The sequence below is a fragment of the Paenibacillus pasadenensis genome (assembly GCF_002864175.1).
In the GTDB taxonomy this organism is placed as follows: Bacteria; Bacillota; Bacilli; order Paenibacillales; family Paenibacillaceae; genus Paenibacillus_O; species Paenibacillus_O pasadenensis.
On the sequence record NZ_NFEZ01000004.1, the window covers coordinates 522,805 to 539,264 of the forward strand.

A 16,460-nucleotide genomic window follows, 5' to 3' on the forward strand; every position below is an offset into this window, starting at 1 on the left:
TTCAAAAAGCTGTCAATACATGCCAAGGTGCTGCGGCAGCCTCAAGCCAGCTTGACCGATGCGAAGACGACCAGCATCACGAGCGAGACCAGCGAGTAGAGGCGCAGCGCTTTTTCGGCCGGCGGCCGGCGCACCTCCGCGAGCAGCAGGACGAGCGCCTGTCCAAGCACGTAGGCGACGTCCGCCGCGTCGTTGACCCAGGCCGGACCGGGCAACTGCTTGATGTCCAGCGCATAGGCGGCCAGGAAGATATTCGTGGACAAAAAGACGAGACTGGCCAGGAACCGACGCATCGTCATCGGCAGGAGCTCCTTTCGAATTAAAGGAAATAAGCGCCAGCGCACAGCAGCAGGCTCGGAACCGCCAGCAGCAGGCAGCGGGCCGACCAATCGTTGCGGCGGCGCAGCGATTCGCCGTCGTCCGTGTAGGTGCCGATGCGCCGGGAATCCGCCTGGATGAATGCCCCGGAGAACAGCATCGCGAGCAGCAGCGGAATGCCGCCGCTCCAAGCCGAGATTCGGACGAGGGAGTCTTGGCCGGCCACGAGGCCGACCGCGCCGGCGACGGCCGCCAAGCCGAGCCCGGCGGAGAGGAAGACGAGGGTGATGCGCGTCATGAGGCAGACCTCCTTTTCCATGTTGTACGCGGCAGGGCGGGCAATTGTTTCTCTTTCCCTGAAATGGGCTCGACAGGAAAAAGGCCATCCTGGGTTTCAGGATAGCCTTTTTGAGCGGAGGATTACTCGCCCTTCATCTTGCGGCGCAGGTCGGCGAGCTGCTCGTCGATGGCGGCGGAGCGGCCGTTGTCCGGCGCGGCGGATGGAGCGGCCTCGTAGCCTCCGGCATAGCTCGAAGAGGAAGCGGACGGGCCTTTGTAGTCCCGGCTCAGGCCGAGCTGGGCTTCCCATTGGAGTACTTTTTCCTCGATGCGCTCAAAGCCGCGCGAGGCGCGTCCCGGCTCGAAGCCGTGGCTGAAGCTCGGAGCGGTGCGCTCGGCGGCCGCTTCGGCTTTTTGGATGCGCTCGCTCAGTTCGTTGCGCTTTTGGATGAGGCGCTGCAGCTCTTCCTTGGCGGAGTCCAGCCGGATCTCCAGCTCGACGGAGGCATGCTTCGCCTGCTCGTGCAAGCGGCGGTATTCCTGCTCCTGATCAGAGTAGCGGAGCTTGGCTTCGAGCGCGGCGCGGGCTTCCGCCTCGCGGCCTTCGCGCAGCGCCTCCTCGGCCTTGGCCTGGTTGTGCTGGGCGAGCTGCGTCACTTCCTCCAGGCGGGAGCCGTACGAGCGGCTTGCCGCTTGCTGGCGGTGCAGCTCGCTCTTCATGCCGTCGATCTCTTCTTCCATGTTGCGGATATATTGGTTCATCATCAGCGTCGGGTTTTCCATCTTGTTCAGCATTTCGTTGGCGGTCGCTTTGGTCAGGTTCAAAATACGGTCGAATACGCTCATGGATACACGCTCCTTTTGGGGGTGAGGGAATGATGTTGATTCCGACCTGGACGGAAAGAATGAGCATCGGTCGGGATCAGCTGCGGTGAGGCGATCAGCTGCAGTCGGGCGAGCAGTCAGGTGAACAGCTGCGGTGAGGCGATCAGCTGTAGAAAGGCGAACAGCTGCGGTGAGGCGATCAGCTGCAGTCAGGTGAACAGCTGCGGTGAGGCGATCAGCTGCAGACGGGCGAACAGCTGCGGTGAGGCGTTCAGTTGCAGTCGGGCGAGCAGCTGCGGTGAGGCGATCAGCTGTAGAAAGGCTCCCGCGGGGGCGGGCCGTTCCATTCCGGCTCCTTGGGCAGGACGACGCTGGCTGCGGCGTAGAGCAGCAAGGCCGTGCCGCAGCTGAAGACGCCGACGGCGATGAAGCCGATCCGGACGAGTCCGGGATCGAAGCCGTACGTGCGGCCGATTCCTCCGCACAGCCCCGCGATTTTGCGGTCGGTACGGGAGCGATACAAGGTTTTCATGGCGGTGTCAGTCTCCTCTATATGCGGCACCGCCGGCTGCCCGGCTGTGCGGCTTGATGTCCTTATTGTACCTCCAGGCCCGGGAGCGCCGACACGGCCCCCCGAATGGAATCCGACCTGGACCCGGGACCGGGATCGGCTCGGGCGGAAGTTGTGCGCGGCAGGAACCGCATGAAAAGCTGCCGTCGTGCGCAAGCTATCGGGGCAAGCCCATTATCCACGAAAGAGGTGCCGATTCTCATGGGTAAAAACAAGGCAAGCAAGGCAGACGTCCAATCGACGAAGCTGAACAGCTTCGCGGCTAACCAAGATACGGAGTTCGCGCAGGACCTGACGGCGGATGCCAAAGCCGCATTCGGCTCGGTAAACAAAAAGAAGAAGAAATAACGATTCCGCTCCCCGTTCCATCGGAAGCGGAAGCCGGCCTGTCCCAGGGACAGGCCGGTTTTTGCGTGTCGGCCAGCGGGGCGGATGCCGGATGGCAGGCGCCGCTGGGTGAGCCGGCGATGTCGTAGGGAAAGGCCGTTGGCGGAACGCCGTGGTGAAGAAGGAGAATGTACTGGAACGGTGCCATCGGAGGAGATTGCCGCGCGGAGGAGCTGGAGGGGCGGACGTCGCGGGAGAAGTGCGGACGGCTGGAGCGGAAGGCGTCGCAAAGAGTGGCGTACTAGATGGGCGAGCGTCGTAAAGAGCAGCGTACTGGAGGGAGCGAGCGTCGTAAGGAGGGCACGGCGTACTGGATGGGCGGGCGTCGCGGGAGGGCAAGGCCTACTGGAGTGGCGGACGTCATAAGGAGGGCATGGCGTACTGGAATGGCGGACGTCGCGGGAGCAGCTTGTGACGGCTTCCGGTCCGAGTCGTAGCCAACCTAACGATACGGAGAAACGCTATTTTGCCTATATCCGCGTTTTCCGAAAGCTAACGATACGGAGAAGCGCTATGGAGTCAAAAAAGCATCCCGTCTGCCTCGCAACGCGTCAATAACGTTCCTCAGTATCGTTACAATTTTAGATCGCTCGTTTAAAGCACAATAGCGTCTTCCAGTTTCGTTAGAGCTCGTACACTCGCGCTTGCCGCTCCGCAGACGGAGGGAAATAGCAGCGCAATAGTAAAAAGCCCCGCCCGAGAAGGGCGGGACTTTGGGCCGGCGGCTGTTTCGGCGCCGACAGGTGCCTCGCCAACGAATATTTTGCAGCCATTATTCGGGTCAGCGCGGGTCAGCGCGCTATTCGCCTCGACAGGGCAGACGGGCGCGTGGATAGGGAGCCGCCTGCTTCTGTTCGATCATGGAGTTGTACGAACCCGCCGATGATGGAAACAGATTGGGAAAGCACTAGGCTTTCGGTCACGCTTGAGGCCGATCGGCCTTGGCTCGGCCCGCGGCTTGGGCCGCAGCGGTAGCGCTCGTCGCTGCGCCAGGGTGTGCCCGACGAGCGGCCGGACTGGCCCCGGCCGCGCCCGCAGCGGCAGCGCTCGTCGTTGCGCCAAGGTTAGCGCGGCGAGCGGCCGGACTGGCCCGCGGCCGGGCCGCAGCGGTAGCGCTCGTCGCTGCGCTCCGAGCGGCCGGACTGGCCTCGGCCGCGGCCGAAACGCCAACGCCCCGGCCTGCAGCCGCGCCCGCGGCTCTGCCAGCCGCCGCAGCCGCAGGAGCGGCCGTGCGGAACGCGTCGAGCAGGAAGCGCGACACGTCCGTCTTGCGCCCGCGCCACAGGCTCGGCGAGCTGACGAGCAGCTCGTCGCGCGCGCGGGTGACGGCGACGTAGGCGAGGCGGCGCTCCTCCTCCAGCGCGGCCTCCCGCAGCGAGGCGGGATCGCCCGCCGCAGCCGCTCCGTTGCCGTAGTCGGACAGCTTGTCCGCCTCGAGCGCGAGGCTGTGGGGCAGGATGCCCTCGGAGGCGCCGATGAGGACGACGGCCGGGAACTCCAGCCCCTTGCTTTTGTGGATGGTCATGAGCTTGACGGCATCGCGGGCCGCCTCCGGCGGCAGCGCGCGCATCTCGGCGTGGCGCTCGCCGATCCGCTTCACGAACGCGAGGAACGACGGCACGTCGGCGAAGCGGCCGGCGGATGCCTCCAGCTCGTCGAGCGCCTCGCGCAGCGTTTCCTTGTAGACGGTGTCGGCGCCTCCCGCGCCTGCGGCCTCGGCGTCGAGCCAGGCGTCGTAAAAGTCCTTGCGCATGCGGCGGATGGCGTCCGCCGGCTTCAGCGCCTTCAGCCCCTTGATGAACGTGATCCGGGCCTGGATCGAGTCGCGCTGGAAGTCCTTGAGCCCTTCCAGCGTGAGCAGATGAATGAGCGGGCCTTTTTTGGGACGGGGATCGTCCTTGGCGCGGATATGGGCCATGCCCTTGGCGCGGCCCACGTACATCGAGGGCAGCACGCCCTCCATCGCCGCGAAGTCGCGCCGCTTGACCGACAGGCGCAAGTAGTCCACGAGCGGACGCACCGCCGACTGGTCGTAGAACAGCTCGCCGCTGTCCTGCAGATGGAACGGGATGTCCGACAGCACGAGCTGCTCGAACATCGCCCGGCTGTTGCTGGCGGTGCGGTACAGGATGGCGAAGTCGCCCCAGCCGCGCGCGCCCTCGTCGACCCGCTCGCGGATATGGGCGGCGACGGCCGCCGCTTCCTGGTCGGTCGTGAACGGCCGGATGTAGAGCGGCACCTGGCGGCTCGTCCGCACCGCCTTGAGCGTCTTGGCGTAGCGGGTTTTGTTGTGCCGGATGATGTCGTTGCCGAGGCCGACGATGCTCGCGGACGAGCGGTAGTTGGTGTCGAGCGTGACGACGCGGGCGCCGGGAAAGGCGTCCCGGAACCCGAGGATATACTCGCTCCGGGCGCCGCTGAACCCATAGATCGTCTGGTCGTCGTCGCCGACGGCCATCAGGTTGGCGCGCTTGCCCGCGAGCAGGCGGATCAGCTCGTACTGCAGCCGGCTCGTATCCTGGAACTCGTCGATCATGATGAGGCGGAAGCGCTCCTGCAGCGTGCGCAGCAGGGCGGGACGCTCGGTCAGCAGCCGATGCGACCAGAGCAGGATGTCGTCGAAGTCCATGCGGCCCTCGCGCTCCTTCCACTCCTCGAAGCGCAGCAGCAGCCGCTTGAGGTCGCGCTCCGCCTGGCTCGCTTCCGGCAGCTCGCCGAGCGAGCGCAGGCTCAGCTTGGCCTCGGACAGCGCGGCGAGCGCCGTCTCCGGCTCCAGCCGGTCGGCGATGCCGAGCTCGCGCAGCATGCCCTTGAGCACGATGACGGCAAGCGGGCCGCCGCCGAGAATTTCCTGGCGATAGCCTTGGCTGCGCAGCAGCTGCAGGAAGAACGAGTGGAACGTGCGGGCGGTTACCGCTTTGGCGGCCGCCGGCGCGATGCCGGGCAGGGCGGAGATCCGGTCCTTCATTTCCTGGGCGGCCTTGACGGAAAAGGTGACGAGCAAAATCGAACGCGGATCGGCTCCGCGCTCCGCGATCAGATAGCCGGTGCGGGCGGCGAGCACGCTCGTCTTGCCGGAGCCGGCTCCGGCGAGCGTCAGCAGCGGTCCGGCGCCGTGGCGGACGGCCTCGATCTGAGGGCCGTTCAGGAACAGGCCGCGGCTCTCGAGCGCGCGGAAATAGTCGCTGTCGGCATCGTCGTCCGGCACGAGGCGGCGGCTGTTCTCTCCGGAGGCGAGCGCGGCTGCGGGCAAGCCGCGGCCGGCCGCTCCGAACGGTTTTTTGAAAGGCAAAGGCAAATTGGCGCTCATGGGGCATGTCTCTCCTGTTGCAAAAGGCGTCTCCCGCGCGGGGGAATGCCTGTTCGTCGTTCCTTTCAGCATAATGGATCGCGCTGCCGGTGGCAAACGCCGACTGGCGGGAGGGGCTTGCGCGAGGAGCGATGCCTATGATAACATTGACCCATCAACGATTGAGGGATCAAGGAAAAGCGGCATCCGGAGGATGCGGAAGAAAGGATGAGGCATCATGAGCTGCCGCACCGAGGATCTGTTGTATGTGCTGATCCATCTGAACAAGCAGCTGGCTTGCCGGTTCGAGACGGATGTCGGGGTGAGCCCGAACCGGCTGGAGCTGCTGTGCCAGCTGCGGGGCGCGGAGGAGATCAGCCAGTCCGAGCTGCAGAAGGCGGTCTCGATCGACCCCGCGGCCGTGACGCGCCATATGCAGCAGCTGGAGGCGGAGGGCAAGCTCGTCCGCACCCGCTGCCAGGACGACAACCGCGTGACCAAGGTGCGGCTGACCGACGAGGGCCGGAGCTGGATCGAGTCGTGCAACCGTCAGAAGGAGCGCTTCATGGAGCGGCTGCAGGCGGGGCTGGAGGAGTCGGAGCGCAAGGAGCTGCTGCGGCTGCTCGCGGCGCTCGGCCGCTCGCTGGAGGAGCCTCCCGCTGCCGGCGGCGCTGCGGCTGCGACGGTCCGGCGCGAGGCGGGCGCGAGGCTGATCGGAGATTGATGGAGCCGGAACCGTCCGGGCCGCGAGGCGGGACGGCGCGTTTTGGACGCAAGCAGGATAGGAACCTATAAAAAGCAGGCCGCAAGAGCCTGCACAAGGAGAGAAACCGAAATGACGAATGCAGCTGCCGTTGTCCGTACCAATGATTACCGCGAGATCGTCGCCGGGCGCCGCTCGGTGCGCGAGTACGATCCGTCCGTCAAGATCAGCCGCGAGGAAATGACGGAGCTGCTGGAGGAAGCGACGCTGGCGCCTTCCTCCGTCAACCTGCAGCCGTGGCGCTTTGTCGTCGTCGAGAGCGAGGAGGCGAAGGCGGCGCTGGCGGAGATCGCTCCGCGCAACCGCACGCAGGTCATCACGTCGGCGGCGGTCATCGCCGTGTTCGGCGACATGCAGGCGTTCGACTATGCCGGCGACATCATGGCGAGCTCCGTCGCCAAGGGCTACATGACGCAGGAGGTCATGGACCAGATGCTGGCCAATTACGGCGCCTTGTTCGGCAGCGTGCCGAAGGAGGCTTTCCGCGACATGATCCTGCTCGATACCGGCCTCGTCAGCATGCAGATCATGCTCGCGGCGCGCGCTCGCGGCTACGATACGAACCCGATCGGCGGCTACGACAAGTCGCGCGCAGCCGAGACGTTCGGCCTCGAGGCGGACCGCTACGTGCCGTCCATGCTCATCTCGATCGGCAAGGCCGCCAAGGACGCCCGCCTCACGACCCGGCTGCCGATCGACCGCGTCGCCGAATGGAAGTAAGGGGCGGTCAAGGCTAGGCCGCGCTTGCAAGGAGCTGCTCCAGGTCCGCGAACCGGACCGGGGGCGGCTTTTTTGCTGCGGGAGGGAGGTTGTGGGAGGGAGGCTGTAAATGCGGGGCGGTGGGCGCGAGGCTGTAGGTGGGGCTGTAGGTGCGAGGCTTTGGGTGGGGCGCGGGGGTTCGGCGCGTACGCTTGGCGAAGCTTTGCGGGAGATATGTCGGAGCATTGCGGGGGCCTTGCGGTTGCTCTTGCGGCCCGCGATTGTTTGAACCGGCCCGCGATCGCAGGTATGCTAAGGGCACGGGACTACATAGGGAAAGGTCGTGCGAGCAGATGGCAGTGCTCATCAATGAGCAGATCAAGGCGTTCGAGGTGGAGCTGACCGGCCTTGGCGGAGAGCGGCTCGGGGTCGTGGAGCGGGCGGAGGCGCTGGAGCTGGCGCGGGCGGCGGGAGCGGATCTCGTCTGCACGTCGCTCATGAGCAGCCCGCCTCCGTGCCGGCTGATGCCGAAGGGCAAGGGTAAGGCGGCCGCCCAGCAAGAAGCGGCTGCGGCGCGGCGCTCGGCCGCACCAGCGGGAGCCGGCGGCAAGCCGGGTGCTGGCGGCAAGGGCGGCGCAGCAGCGAAGGGCGGAGCGGACAAGGCGAAGGAGCTGCGCTTCACCGCCCACATCGAGGAGCATGACTACGAGACGAAGCTGCGCCAGGCGGACAAGCATCTGCGCTCGGGCAAACCGGTGCAGCTCGTCGTCAAGGCGAGCGGCGCCAAGGAGGCGGCGGCCAAGGCCGTCCTGGAGCGGCTGCTGGCCGATCTCAAGGAGGCCGGCGTCAAGGAAACGGGCGTCCAGTCGAGCGGCAAAGGCTCGCAGGTGCGCGTGAATCCGAAGTAGGGCGAAGCAAGGGGAAGGCTAGGAAGGAAGCAGGCAAGCAGGGCAGGCAAGCAGGGCAGGCAAGCAATGCAGGCAAGCAGGGCAGGCAAGCAATGCAGGCAAGCAATGCAGGCAAGGCAAGGCTAGGCAAGGAGGGGCAGTTCCGGCGCGTGCCGGGGCCGCCCTTCTTTTTTGGGGCAGTGATTACGCAGCGGGGGAGAGCGGCTCGGCTCGAACGCTAGCCTCCACGCCGGAGCTGCGCGGAAAAACCGAGTAACTGTGCTCGAACGGTGGCTCTCATGCCGGAGTTACGCGGAAAACCCGAGTAACTGTGCTCGAACGGGGTCAAGTCCATAATTGTGTGTAAAAACACTTCTCGGTAGAAAATGGAATCGGGTTTAAAGGCTGTCCGTCGCTTCCGTCATGGTGGTGCTGGTTTCCTGCTCCTCCGAGCCGGCGCCCTGAGTGGCTTTCTGCTTCTTCCACGCCTTGAAGTCCGTCATGTCCATGTACGGCTTCTTCGTCATCCAGTACTCGTTCTCTTCCATGAGCATGGCTCCGATGAGACGGATGACGGAAGCGCGATTGGGAAAGATGCGGATGACCGTCTCGCGCCTGCGGATCTCCCCGTTCAGGCGCTCCATGCCGTTGGAGGTGCGCAGCCGCACGCGGTAGGCCTCCGGGAAGGCCAGCACCGCGACGGCGTCCTCGAACCCGTCCTCCAGTATTTTCATCGCTTTGGGTGCTGTCTCGGCATACGCCTCAAGCGTCTGTTCGAGATAGGAACGAGCCGTCTTCATGTCGGGCGCATCGAAGATCGATCGGACGCGACTCTTGATTTCGCTTTGGAGCGCTTTGGGCGCTGCGTTCAGCACGTTCTTGATGAAGTGCGTCTGGCACCGCTGCCACGAGACCCCTTGAAACTCCTTCTCGATGGCCTTGACCAGCCCGCCATGGTAGTCGCTCGTGACGAGCTCTACGCCGTGCAGGCCGCGCTCTTTCAGCCAGCGGAAGTAGGCGCCCCAGCTCTCCTCCGACTCGGTGTCGTCGACGCGCAGGCCCAGAATCTCACGCCGGCCTTGCTCGTTCACGCCGTAGCCCACCAGAACGCCTCGAGAACAGATACGGCCTTCTTCACGCACCTTCACGTAGATCGCATCGATGGTGATGAAGGGGAAGGCGTGGTCGGCCAGAGAGCGGTTGTTCCAGTCGTGGACAGCCGGGTCCAGCTGCTTGCACAGGTGGCTGACCGTTGACTTGGAGAACTCGGTTCCGCACAGCTCCTCGGTGATTTTAGTCACCTTGCGCGTCGACACGCCGTTGATGACCATTTCCATGAGCGAGAGCACCAGCGCTTGCTCGCTGCGCTGATACCGGGCGAAAAGCTCGGTAGAAAAGGAGCCGTCCCGAAACCGGGGGACGCGCAAGGTGACGCTGCCAGCGCGGGTAATGACGTCGCGCTCGTAGCTGCCGTTGCGATAGCCCTTGCGCTCGCTGGTGCGCTCGTACGTCTGCGCCGCCAGCTGATCCGTCGCCTGGGCTGTCAGCACCTGATTCAGCACCGTCTCCAGCAAGCGGGCCACTCCCGCGTCCCGATCGGTTCCGATAAACAGCTGGTGCAAAATGTCTTGATCTACGGTAATCTGGTATTGAGTCATGTGTAGGCACTCTCCTTGGAATGTTGGTCTCGACAACTTCCATTCTAACCGAGAGTCCTACCATGGCTTTTCTTTTTATGGTCAGGAGCATTTTACACAATTATATGGACTTAACTTCGAACGGTGGCTCTCATGGCCGAGTTACGCGGAAAACCCGAGTAACTGTGCTCGAACGGTGGCTCTCACGCCGGAGTTACGCGGAAAACCCGAGCAACTGTGCTCGAACGGTGGCTCTCACGCTGGAGATACGCGGAAAACCCGAGTAACTGTGCTCGAACGGTGGCTCTCACGCTGGAGATACGCGGAAAACCCGAGTAACTGCGCTCGAACGGGGGCTCTCACGCCGGAGTTACGCGGAAAACCCGAGTAACTGTGCTCGAACGTGTGCCTCCACGGCGGAGTTACGCGGAAAACCCGAGTAACTGTGCTCGAACGGTGGCTCTCACGCCGGAGTTACGCGGAAAACCCGAGTAACTGTGCTCGAACGGTGGCTCTCATGCCGGAGTTACGCGGAAAAACCGAGTAACTCGGCAGCTCGGGCTGGAGCTCGAAAGAAGGGCTTGCGAGCAGCTGTAACCCGATTGTTTCGGGTTGGAGCTCGAAAGACGAGCACGCGGCAAGCTGTAACCCGATTGTTTCGGGTTGGAGCTCGAAAGACGAGCACGCGGTAAGCTGTAACCCGATTATTTCGGGTTGGAGCTCGAAAGACGAGCTCACGGTAAGCTGTAACCCGATTGTTTCGGGTTGGAGCTCGAAAGACGAGCACGCGGTAAGCTGTAACCCGATTGTTTCGGGTTGGAGCTGGATGGGTCGGTGAATTCGGGAGAACGGAATGTGTTCCCGCTCCGCGAGCGGCAGCAGGTTCCGAGCGCCAGCTCCCTGTTCCGCGAAGAGGAGCAGGCAGGGGGTCAGCGGTCAGGGACCAGGCGATGACGGGCGAGGGAACCGAGCCTCTCCGTCTGATCGAATCCAAAGAGCGAAGCGGACGGGGGCTCGTGGAGAAGCGGCAGCGGTTCCCTTGGAGGCCGGATTCCTTCCTCTTCGGAAGAATACGATCAAAGGAATCTGGGCTCCAGGGAGATCGGAACGAGTTCCCGCTCCGCGAAGCGGGTGCAGGATTCCGCCCTCCGCTCGATGGAGCGGCCAGATCTCGCTCCGCGCGCCAGCCGCCTTCCGGGCTTCAAGCATGCGAGAAGCGCTGCCGGTAGCTGCGCGGCGACAGCCCCTCGTACTTGGCGAAGCAGGAGGCAAAGTACGCCGCCTGGTTGAACCCGACGTCGCCGGCGATGCGCGAGACGGGATAGTCGGTGCGCAGCAGCAGCAGCTTGGATTGGTCGATGCGGTAGCGCAGCAGGTATTCCTTCGGCGAGCAGCCGAATTCCTTTTGCATGCAGCGGGCGATGTAGACGGAGTGGAAGTTCAGGCTCTCGCTCATCGCGCGGGCGCTGATGTCCTCGCGGTAATGCTGGCGCAAATAGGCCGCGGCCTGCGCGGCGCACGCCGCCGAAGGCGACGTCGAGCGCGCGTCGAGACCGGCCGACAGCTGCTGCAGCAGCTCCTGGAACAGGATCTGCTGGCGCCAGAGCGCGCCGCCGACCTGGCCGCTGCTCGTCATCGCCGTGAGCTGCCCGAGCAGCTCGAACATGCGCGCGGGCTCGACCAGGTCGGCGTACTGCGGCATCTGCACGGAGAACAGCGGCGCGTTCATTTTCCACTCGGCATCATGGGCGTTGTCGAGCTCCTCCCCGGCGAAGACGTCGCGGCCGATCCATTCTCCCCGCGGATCGCGGTAGAGCGGCAGCCGCTCGTCGGTGGCGGTCCAGTAGCCGTCATGCTTGAAGTGCAGCCAGTAGCAGCGTGTGCGCATCCGCGTCGGCGCGGTGCCGTAATGATGCGCGTCGGGCCGCAGGATGAGCGCCTGTCCGGGACCGACCTCGTAGCTCCGATCGCCCTCGGTGACGAGCAGCTCGCCTTCCTCGACGGCGAGCAGGTCGAACAGCCCGATGTTGCAGCGGTCGACATGGACCATGCCGGGAGGGTGGTCCTCATGCCCGCTCGCGATGTAGTAGGGCAGCGGGGGCAAGGCGAATTGCAGCAGCTTCATCATCGGCTCCTCTCCGGCGTAACGGGGCCCGCAAGCGGTCCGTTTTCAGCCCTCGCATCAAGTTTCTTTTTTGAAAGTTCAGGTTGCATCCGTGATACCTCAAAGCCAGTATAGCACTTATAATACGGATGGACCAACAAGCTCGGCACAAGGCTCAATCCCGCTCCATTCCTAGGAATATTAGGTTGTTAGGCGGCAAGGTCGACGAAAGGGCTTTCATGTCGGAGCTACGCTTCTTGTATGCCAGCAATCCAGGATGGAGGTTTCATTCATGAAAAACCGCAACTACTCGCTATGGGCGCTTTCCTGGCCCATCTTCATTGAGCTGTTCCTGCAGTTCCTGCTCGGAGCGGCGGATACGTTCATGGTCAGCGAGATCTCCGACGACGCGGTCGCGGTCGTCGGCTTCTCGCATCAGCTGTTCAACGCGCTGACGGTGCTGTTCACGGTCATCGCCAGCGGCGCCGGCATCCTCATCGCGCAGAAGCTCGGCGCGCGCAAGGAGGAGGACGCCCGCTCGATCAGCATCATCGCGCTCAAGACGACGGTGCTCATCGGGGCGGCGATCAGCGTGCTGCTCATCGCGCTGCCGGGCCCGATCGCGAGCCTGCTGCAGATGCCCGAGGAGCTGCTGCCGCTGGCGCGCACCTACATCTCGATCGTCGGCGGCAGCATGATCCTGGCGGCGATCATGAGCACGCTCAGCGCGGCGATCCGCAACACCGGCAACACGCGCGGACCGATGTATACGGCGATCGGCATGAACGTCGTGCATATCTTCCTCAACTACGGCTTCATCTACGGCGCGTTCGGCCTGCCCGAGTGGGGCCTGGCGGGCGTCGCGATCAGCACCGTCGTCAGCCGCCTGCTCGCTTCGGCGCTGCTCGTCTACATGTTCCTGTTCGCGTTCGAGCGCCGCATCTGGTGGGGCGACATCAAGCTGTGGAGCCGCAGCCTGTTCCGGGAGATCCTGCGCATCGGCTGGCCGCTCGGCGTCTACTCCGGCAACTGGGTGCTCTCGCAGCTCGTCATCTTCACGTTCATCGGCACGCTCGGCGCGGCCCAGCTGGCGGCGCGCACCTATATGAACACGCTGGAGTCGTTCTGCTTCCTGATCGGCTTCTCGATCGCGCTGGCGACGCAGATCCGCGTGGCGCATCTGTTCGGCGCGGGCAACACCCGGGAGGCGTACAAGGACGCGTACAAAGGACTGTGGATCGGCCAGCTCGTCGTCATCGCCAACTCGTTCATCATCTTCCTGTTCGGCAGCCAGGCGCTCGGCCTGTTCACCTCCGACCCGGACATCCTGGCGATCTGCGCCGGCCTGCTCGGCCTGAACCTGCTGCTGCAGCCGGGCAAGATGCTCAACATGACGATCGCCGATTCGCTGAACGCCGTCGGCGACACGCGCTTCACGATGTATGTCTCGACGATCAGCATGTGGGGCGTGGCGGTGCTCGTGTCCTATTTCTTCAGCATCCATCTCGGCTATGGCCTGACCGCCATCTACATCTGCATGATCGCCGACGAATACTTGCGCGGCTTCGTCTGCTGGCTGCGCTGGCGCAGCTTCAAGTGGGCTTCCCGCGCCGGATCGCCCGAGCTGCCGGCGCAGGGCGGAGCAGCCGCGGAGGCGTGAGGCCGCCGGCCTGAGCCTCGCAACCGCAAAGACGGTGCCTATCCCCTAGAGGATAAGCACCGTCTTTTTTGCTGCGAGCGTTATTTTAGCTGCGGGCTGGAGAGCGCCGCTTCGGACTGGCAGCGCGGCTGCGAAAGCGAAGCAAGGGAACAAGTTCCCTTGTGCAAGCGCGTGCGTGCCGAGCCAGCCGCGCCGCCGCCTCAGCGCAGGCCGATCGTCACGATCTCGGCCGGCCCGACGGCGAGCTCGAGGCGGCCGTCCCGCAGCTCGAGCGCATCCGCCGTCTCCTGCTCGAGCACGCCGGATTTGTAGGCGCTCGAAGCGCCGGCCGGGGCCAGCAGCCGCAGCGAGGCGGGCTCGCGCTTCAGGTTGTACAGGCGCACGACGAGGTCGCCGGTGACGGGGCTGGCCTTGAAGGCGGAGAAGGCGATCGACTCGCCCTCCCACGCCAGCGGCGAGCCGACGGCCGCGAGCTTGCCGACATGGACGCCGGTCTGCACCGCGGTCCAAGGCGTCTGCAGCTGGTACGCTTCGGCGAACGCGCCGCTCGCCACGAGGTCGCCGCCATGCGGCACGAGCGCCAGGCGCGCCTCATGCGGCCCGATGCACTGGGCCTCCGGCGTCGGGAAGTAGCCCCAGTCGCCGAGCTCGCCGGTCGAGCGCAGCAGCGTGACGGCGATCGTATTGCGGCCGTCCCGCAGCACCTCGTACTCGCATAGGCCGACGTTGGCGACCGTCAGGCCGGCGGCCGAGCCGTTCGCGGCTTGGCCGCTCACATCGGCGAAAGCCTGCTGGTGCTGGGCGTTGCTCGGATTCTCCCATTCCGGAGCGGGCTCGGTCGAACGCACGGCCGCTTCGAAGATCGAGTCGGCGGTGTGCGTATCGGCCTGCAGGCCGGTCGGGAACAGCAGCCGGACGCGATGGTCGCGGGCCTGATTGTCGAACGAGCTGACGATGTCGAGCCGGCCGCTGCCCTGCTCCAGCGACAGCACCGTGCGCAGGCGCAGCGGGACGAGCTTGGCCGAGCGCCCGGCCTGGCGCTGCGGGTAGTACACGATCTCGCGCTGCTCGCGGTCGAGCGTCTCGTCGGCCGACGCCGGCACGGCCCATTCGTGCACGATCTCGAGCGAGGCGCGGCCGGGGCCGTTCTCCACGACCGACACCGCCGCCGGCACGCCGCGCGTCGTCAGCGGCTCCACGCCCTTCGGCGCCATGAACATGTACTCGTTGCCGATGTCGCCGCTGTCCTCGTAGATGCCGAGGCCGGGGAACGTCTGTCCCGTGCGCCGATCGGTCAGCGCGAACGAGCCGTCCTCCGCCACCTCGACGCGGAGCACGCCGTTGTCGAGCGTGCGGGCATCAGCCGCGATGTCGGGGGCCGTCTCCGGCCGCGCGTCCGAGCGGACCCAGGCGTAGGCGGCGTGGCCGAGCGCCGGCACGGCGTCCGCCTGGAACGTCAGGCGCACGCGGCGGCACTGGTACGGCTGGCGGAACGCGTCGTCCGGCAGGTCGTAGCCGAACTGCAGGCCGAGGTCCTCGACCTTGCAGGCCAGCGTCCGGCCATCCGCGCCGACGAGCGCGCGTCCGCTCAGGTCGAGCTCCTTCATGCGGCGGTTCATCTCGCCGAAGCCGACGCCGTCGCGGAAGTAGATCCGCGCCGCGTCCAGCTCGACCGATATGGTGCCGCTGCGCTTCCAGCCCGAAGGGTTGAAGACGACGAACGGCAGCGCATCCGCGCCATAGCTGCCGAAGACCGACGTGTCCACCGCCTCGGCGACGAACGCCGCCGAATCGGCCACGATCGTCTCGGCGACATGGCGGCTCTTGTCGAAGCGGGTGACCATCTCGCGGTGCACCTCGTCGACGCTGCAGCCGCAGATGCTGTCATGCGGATGGTTTTGAAGCAGCAGCTTCCAGGCGTAGGCAAGCAGATGCTGCGGGTAGTCCTTGCCGACGAGGCGGGCGTAGGCGGCGAGCGGCTCGGCCGAGCGCTCCAGCACGGACTGCCCGGCGGCGTTCAGCTGCTTCAGGTAGACGCGCGAGGAGGCAGTGTTGACGAGCGTGCCCCAGCCGTCGGTGAGCTGGCTGCGCAGCTCGCCGCGCACGACCGACAGCGCGGACCCGTCCGCTGCCGCGCGTACGGCGTCGAGATAGTCCGGGAAGTTGGAATGGACGAATTCCACGTCCGGCTCCACGGCGCCGGCGACGCGGATCGCCTCGGCCAGGTCGGTCTGGATCGGCTGATGGTCGCAGCCGTTCATGAACAGCAGATGCGGCGTCGAGGCGTAGCGCCCGGCGTCCGCCAGCTTGCGCTCCCAGTAGGCGCGGGCCTGCTCCTCGTCGGTCGGCACCTCGTTGCCGTTGGAGTACCAGTTGGCGAACAGGATGCCGAGCACGCGCGAGCCGTCCGGTCCTTCCCAGACGAGCTCGGAGAAGGAGCTCTCATAGGCGCTCGACTCGCCGACCTCGTTGTTGAAGCCGGTCGGCTTGACGCCGCGGCCGAACAGCGCGTTGTCGATGCCCGCCTGCCGCATCAGCTGCGGCGTCTGGCCGAACAGGCCGAACGTATCCGGGAAGTAGCCGATCTTGGATACGGGACCCCAGCGGCCCGCTTCCTCATGGCCGATCTGCAGGTTGCGGACGTTGGCCTCCCCGCTCGTCAGGAAGGCGTCCTGCAGGATGTACCACGGCCCGATGCCGATGCGGCCCTCGCGGATGAGCTTTTCGAGGCGGGAGCGGTTCTCCGGCCGGACCTCGAGGTAGTCGTCGAGGATGATCGTCTGGCCGTCGAGGAAGAAGCTGCGGTAGCCGGGATCGGTCTCCAGCGTGTCCAGCAGCGAGTCCATCAGCTGAACGAGGCGGACGTGGTGCTTCTCGTACGGGAGGTACCATTCGCGGTCCCAATGGGTATGAGAGAGGATGTGCGCGGTGCGCTTGGTCATGGCGATCGGTCCTTTCGGTGCAGGATGGTTCCAGCATACCTGTCCGGCATGCGGAAGATCTATCGAAGATGGCGACGGCCGCCCTGCGATCGGACGACA

At 65.3% G+C, this 16,460-nt stretch carries 13 protein-coding genes; 5 read left to right on the forward strand and 8 right to left on the reverse strand.

What is annotated here, in order from left to right:
* Nucleotides 1–41 precede the first annotated feature (41 nt).
* The 4 genes from B8V81_RS11960 to B8V81_RS11975 all read right to left on the reverse strand — a co-directional run bounded on the left by B8V81_RS11960 (nt 42) and on the right by B8V81_RS11975 (nt 1,954).
* Entirely contained in the window at nt 42–299 is a 258-nt protein-coding gene (locus tag B8V81_RS11960) for a hypothetical protein (RefSeq protein WP_028599451.1), read from the reverse strand.
* A 20-nt stretch (nt 300–319) separates the two neighbouring features.
* Nucleotides 320–616 carry a DUF5316 family protein gene (locus B8V81_RS11965; RefSeq protein ID WP_028599452.1) on the reverse strand — a complete coding sequence of 99 codons (297 nt, stop codon included), beginning with the start codon at nt 614–616 and terminating at the stop codon, nt 320–322.
* A gap of 122 nt (nt 617–738) precedes the next feature.
* Entirely contained in the window at nt 739–1,443 is a 705-nt protein-coding gene (locus tag B8V81_RS11970) for a PspA/IM30 family protein (protein ID WP_028599453.1), read from the reverse strand.
* 286 nt (nt 1,444–1,729) lie between these two features.
* Nucleotides 1,730–1,954, reverse strand: coding sequence for a PspC domain-containing protein (locus B8V81_RS11975; RefSeq protein ID WP_028599454.1), 225 nt, complete (start codon nt 1,952–1,954; stop codon nt 1,730–1,732).
* Nucleotides 1,955–2,059: 105 nt separating this feature from the next.
* On the opposite strand from B8V81_RS11975, the gene B8V81_RS24815 reads away from it, so the two are divergent.
* Nucleotides 2,060–2,341, forward strand: coding sequence for a hypothetical protein (locus B8V81_RS24815; protein ID WP_127464474.1), 282 nt, complete (start codon nt 2,060–2,062; stop codon nt 2,339–2,341).
* 958 nt (nt 2,342–3,299) lie between these two features.
* Here B8V81_RS24815 and B8V81_RS11980 read toward each other — a convergent pair.
* Nucleotides 3,300–5,690 (reverse strand): ATP-dependent helicase, encoded by a 2,391-nt coding sequence (locus B8V81_RS11980; protein WP_180968437.1) that lies wholly within the window; start codon nt 5,688–5,690, stop codon nt 3,300–3,302.
* Nucleotides 5,691–5,907: 217 nt separating this feature from the next.
* On the opposite strand from B8V81_RS11980, the gene B8V81_RS11985 reads away from it, so the two are divergent.
* The 3 genes from B8V81_RS11985 to B8V81_RS11995 all read left to right on the forward strand — a co-directional run bounded on the left by B8V81_RS11985 (nt 5,908) and on the right by B8V81_RS11995 (nt 8,039).
* Nucleotides 5,908–6,393, forward strand: coding sequence for a MarR family transcriptional regulator (locus B8V81_RS11985; RefSeq protein ID WP_101808444.1), 486 nt, complete (start codon nt 5,908–5,910; stop codon nt 6,391–6,393).
* Between the two features lie 111 nt (nt 6,394–6,504).
* On the forward strand, nt 6,505–7,152 hold the full coding sequence (locus B8V81_RS11990) for a nitroreductase family protein (RefSeq protein WP_028599455.1): 648 nt from the start codon (nt 6,505–6,507) through the stop codon (nt 7,150–7,152).
* 332 nt (nt 7,153–7,484) lie between these two features.
* Nucleotides 7,485–8,039 (forward strand): translation initiation factor IF-3, encoded by a 555-nt coding sequence (locus B8V81_RS11995; protein WP_028599456.1) that lies wholly within the window; start codon nt 7,485–7,487, stop codon nt 8,037–8,039.
* A gap of 377 nt (nt 8,040–8,416) precedes the next feature.
* Here B8V81_RS11995 and B8V81_RS12000 read toward each other — a convergent pair whose 3' ends face one another.
* Both B8V81_RS12000 and B8V81_RS12005 read right to left on the reverse strand, forming a co-directional pair.
* Nucleotides 8,417–9,676, reverse strand: coding sequence for an IS256 family transposase (locus B8V81_RS12000; RefSeq protein ID WP_101808325.1), 1,260 nt, complete (start codon nt 9,674–9,676; stop codon nt 8,417–8,419).
* Nucleotides 9,677–10,856: 1,180 nt separating this feature from the next.
* Entirely contained in the window at nt 10,857–11,783 is a 927-nt protein-coding gene (locus B8V81_RS12005; protein ID WP_342352567.1) for a helix-turn-helix domain-containing protein, read from the reverse strand.
* 268 nt (nt 11,784–12,051) lie between these two features.
* Here B8V81_RS12005 and B8V81_RS12010 point away from each other — a divergent pair, with 268 nt between their 5' ends.
* A complete protein-coding gene (locus B8V81_RS12010) occupies nt 12,052–13,419 on the forward strand; it encodes an MATE family efflux transporter (RefSeq protein WP_101808446.1) in 1,368 nt (455 codons plus the stop codon).
* A 200-nt stretch (nt 13,420–13,619) separates the two neighbouring features.
* Here the strand turns inward: B8V81_RS12010 and B8V81_RS12015 are convergent, their stop codons facing one another.
* Nucleotides 13,620–16,361 (reverse strand): alpha-mannosidase, encoded by a 2,742-nt coding sequence (locus B8V81_RS12015; RefSeq protein ID WP_101808447.1) that lies wholly within the window; start codon nt 16,359–16,361, stop codon nt 13,620–13,622.
* Nucleotides 16,362–16,460: the final 99 nt, after the last annotated feature.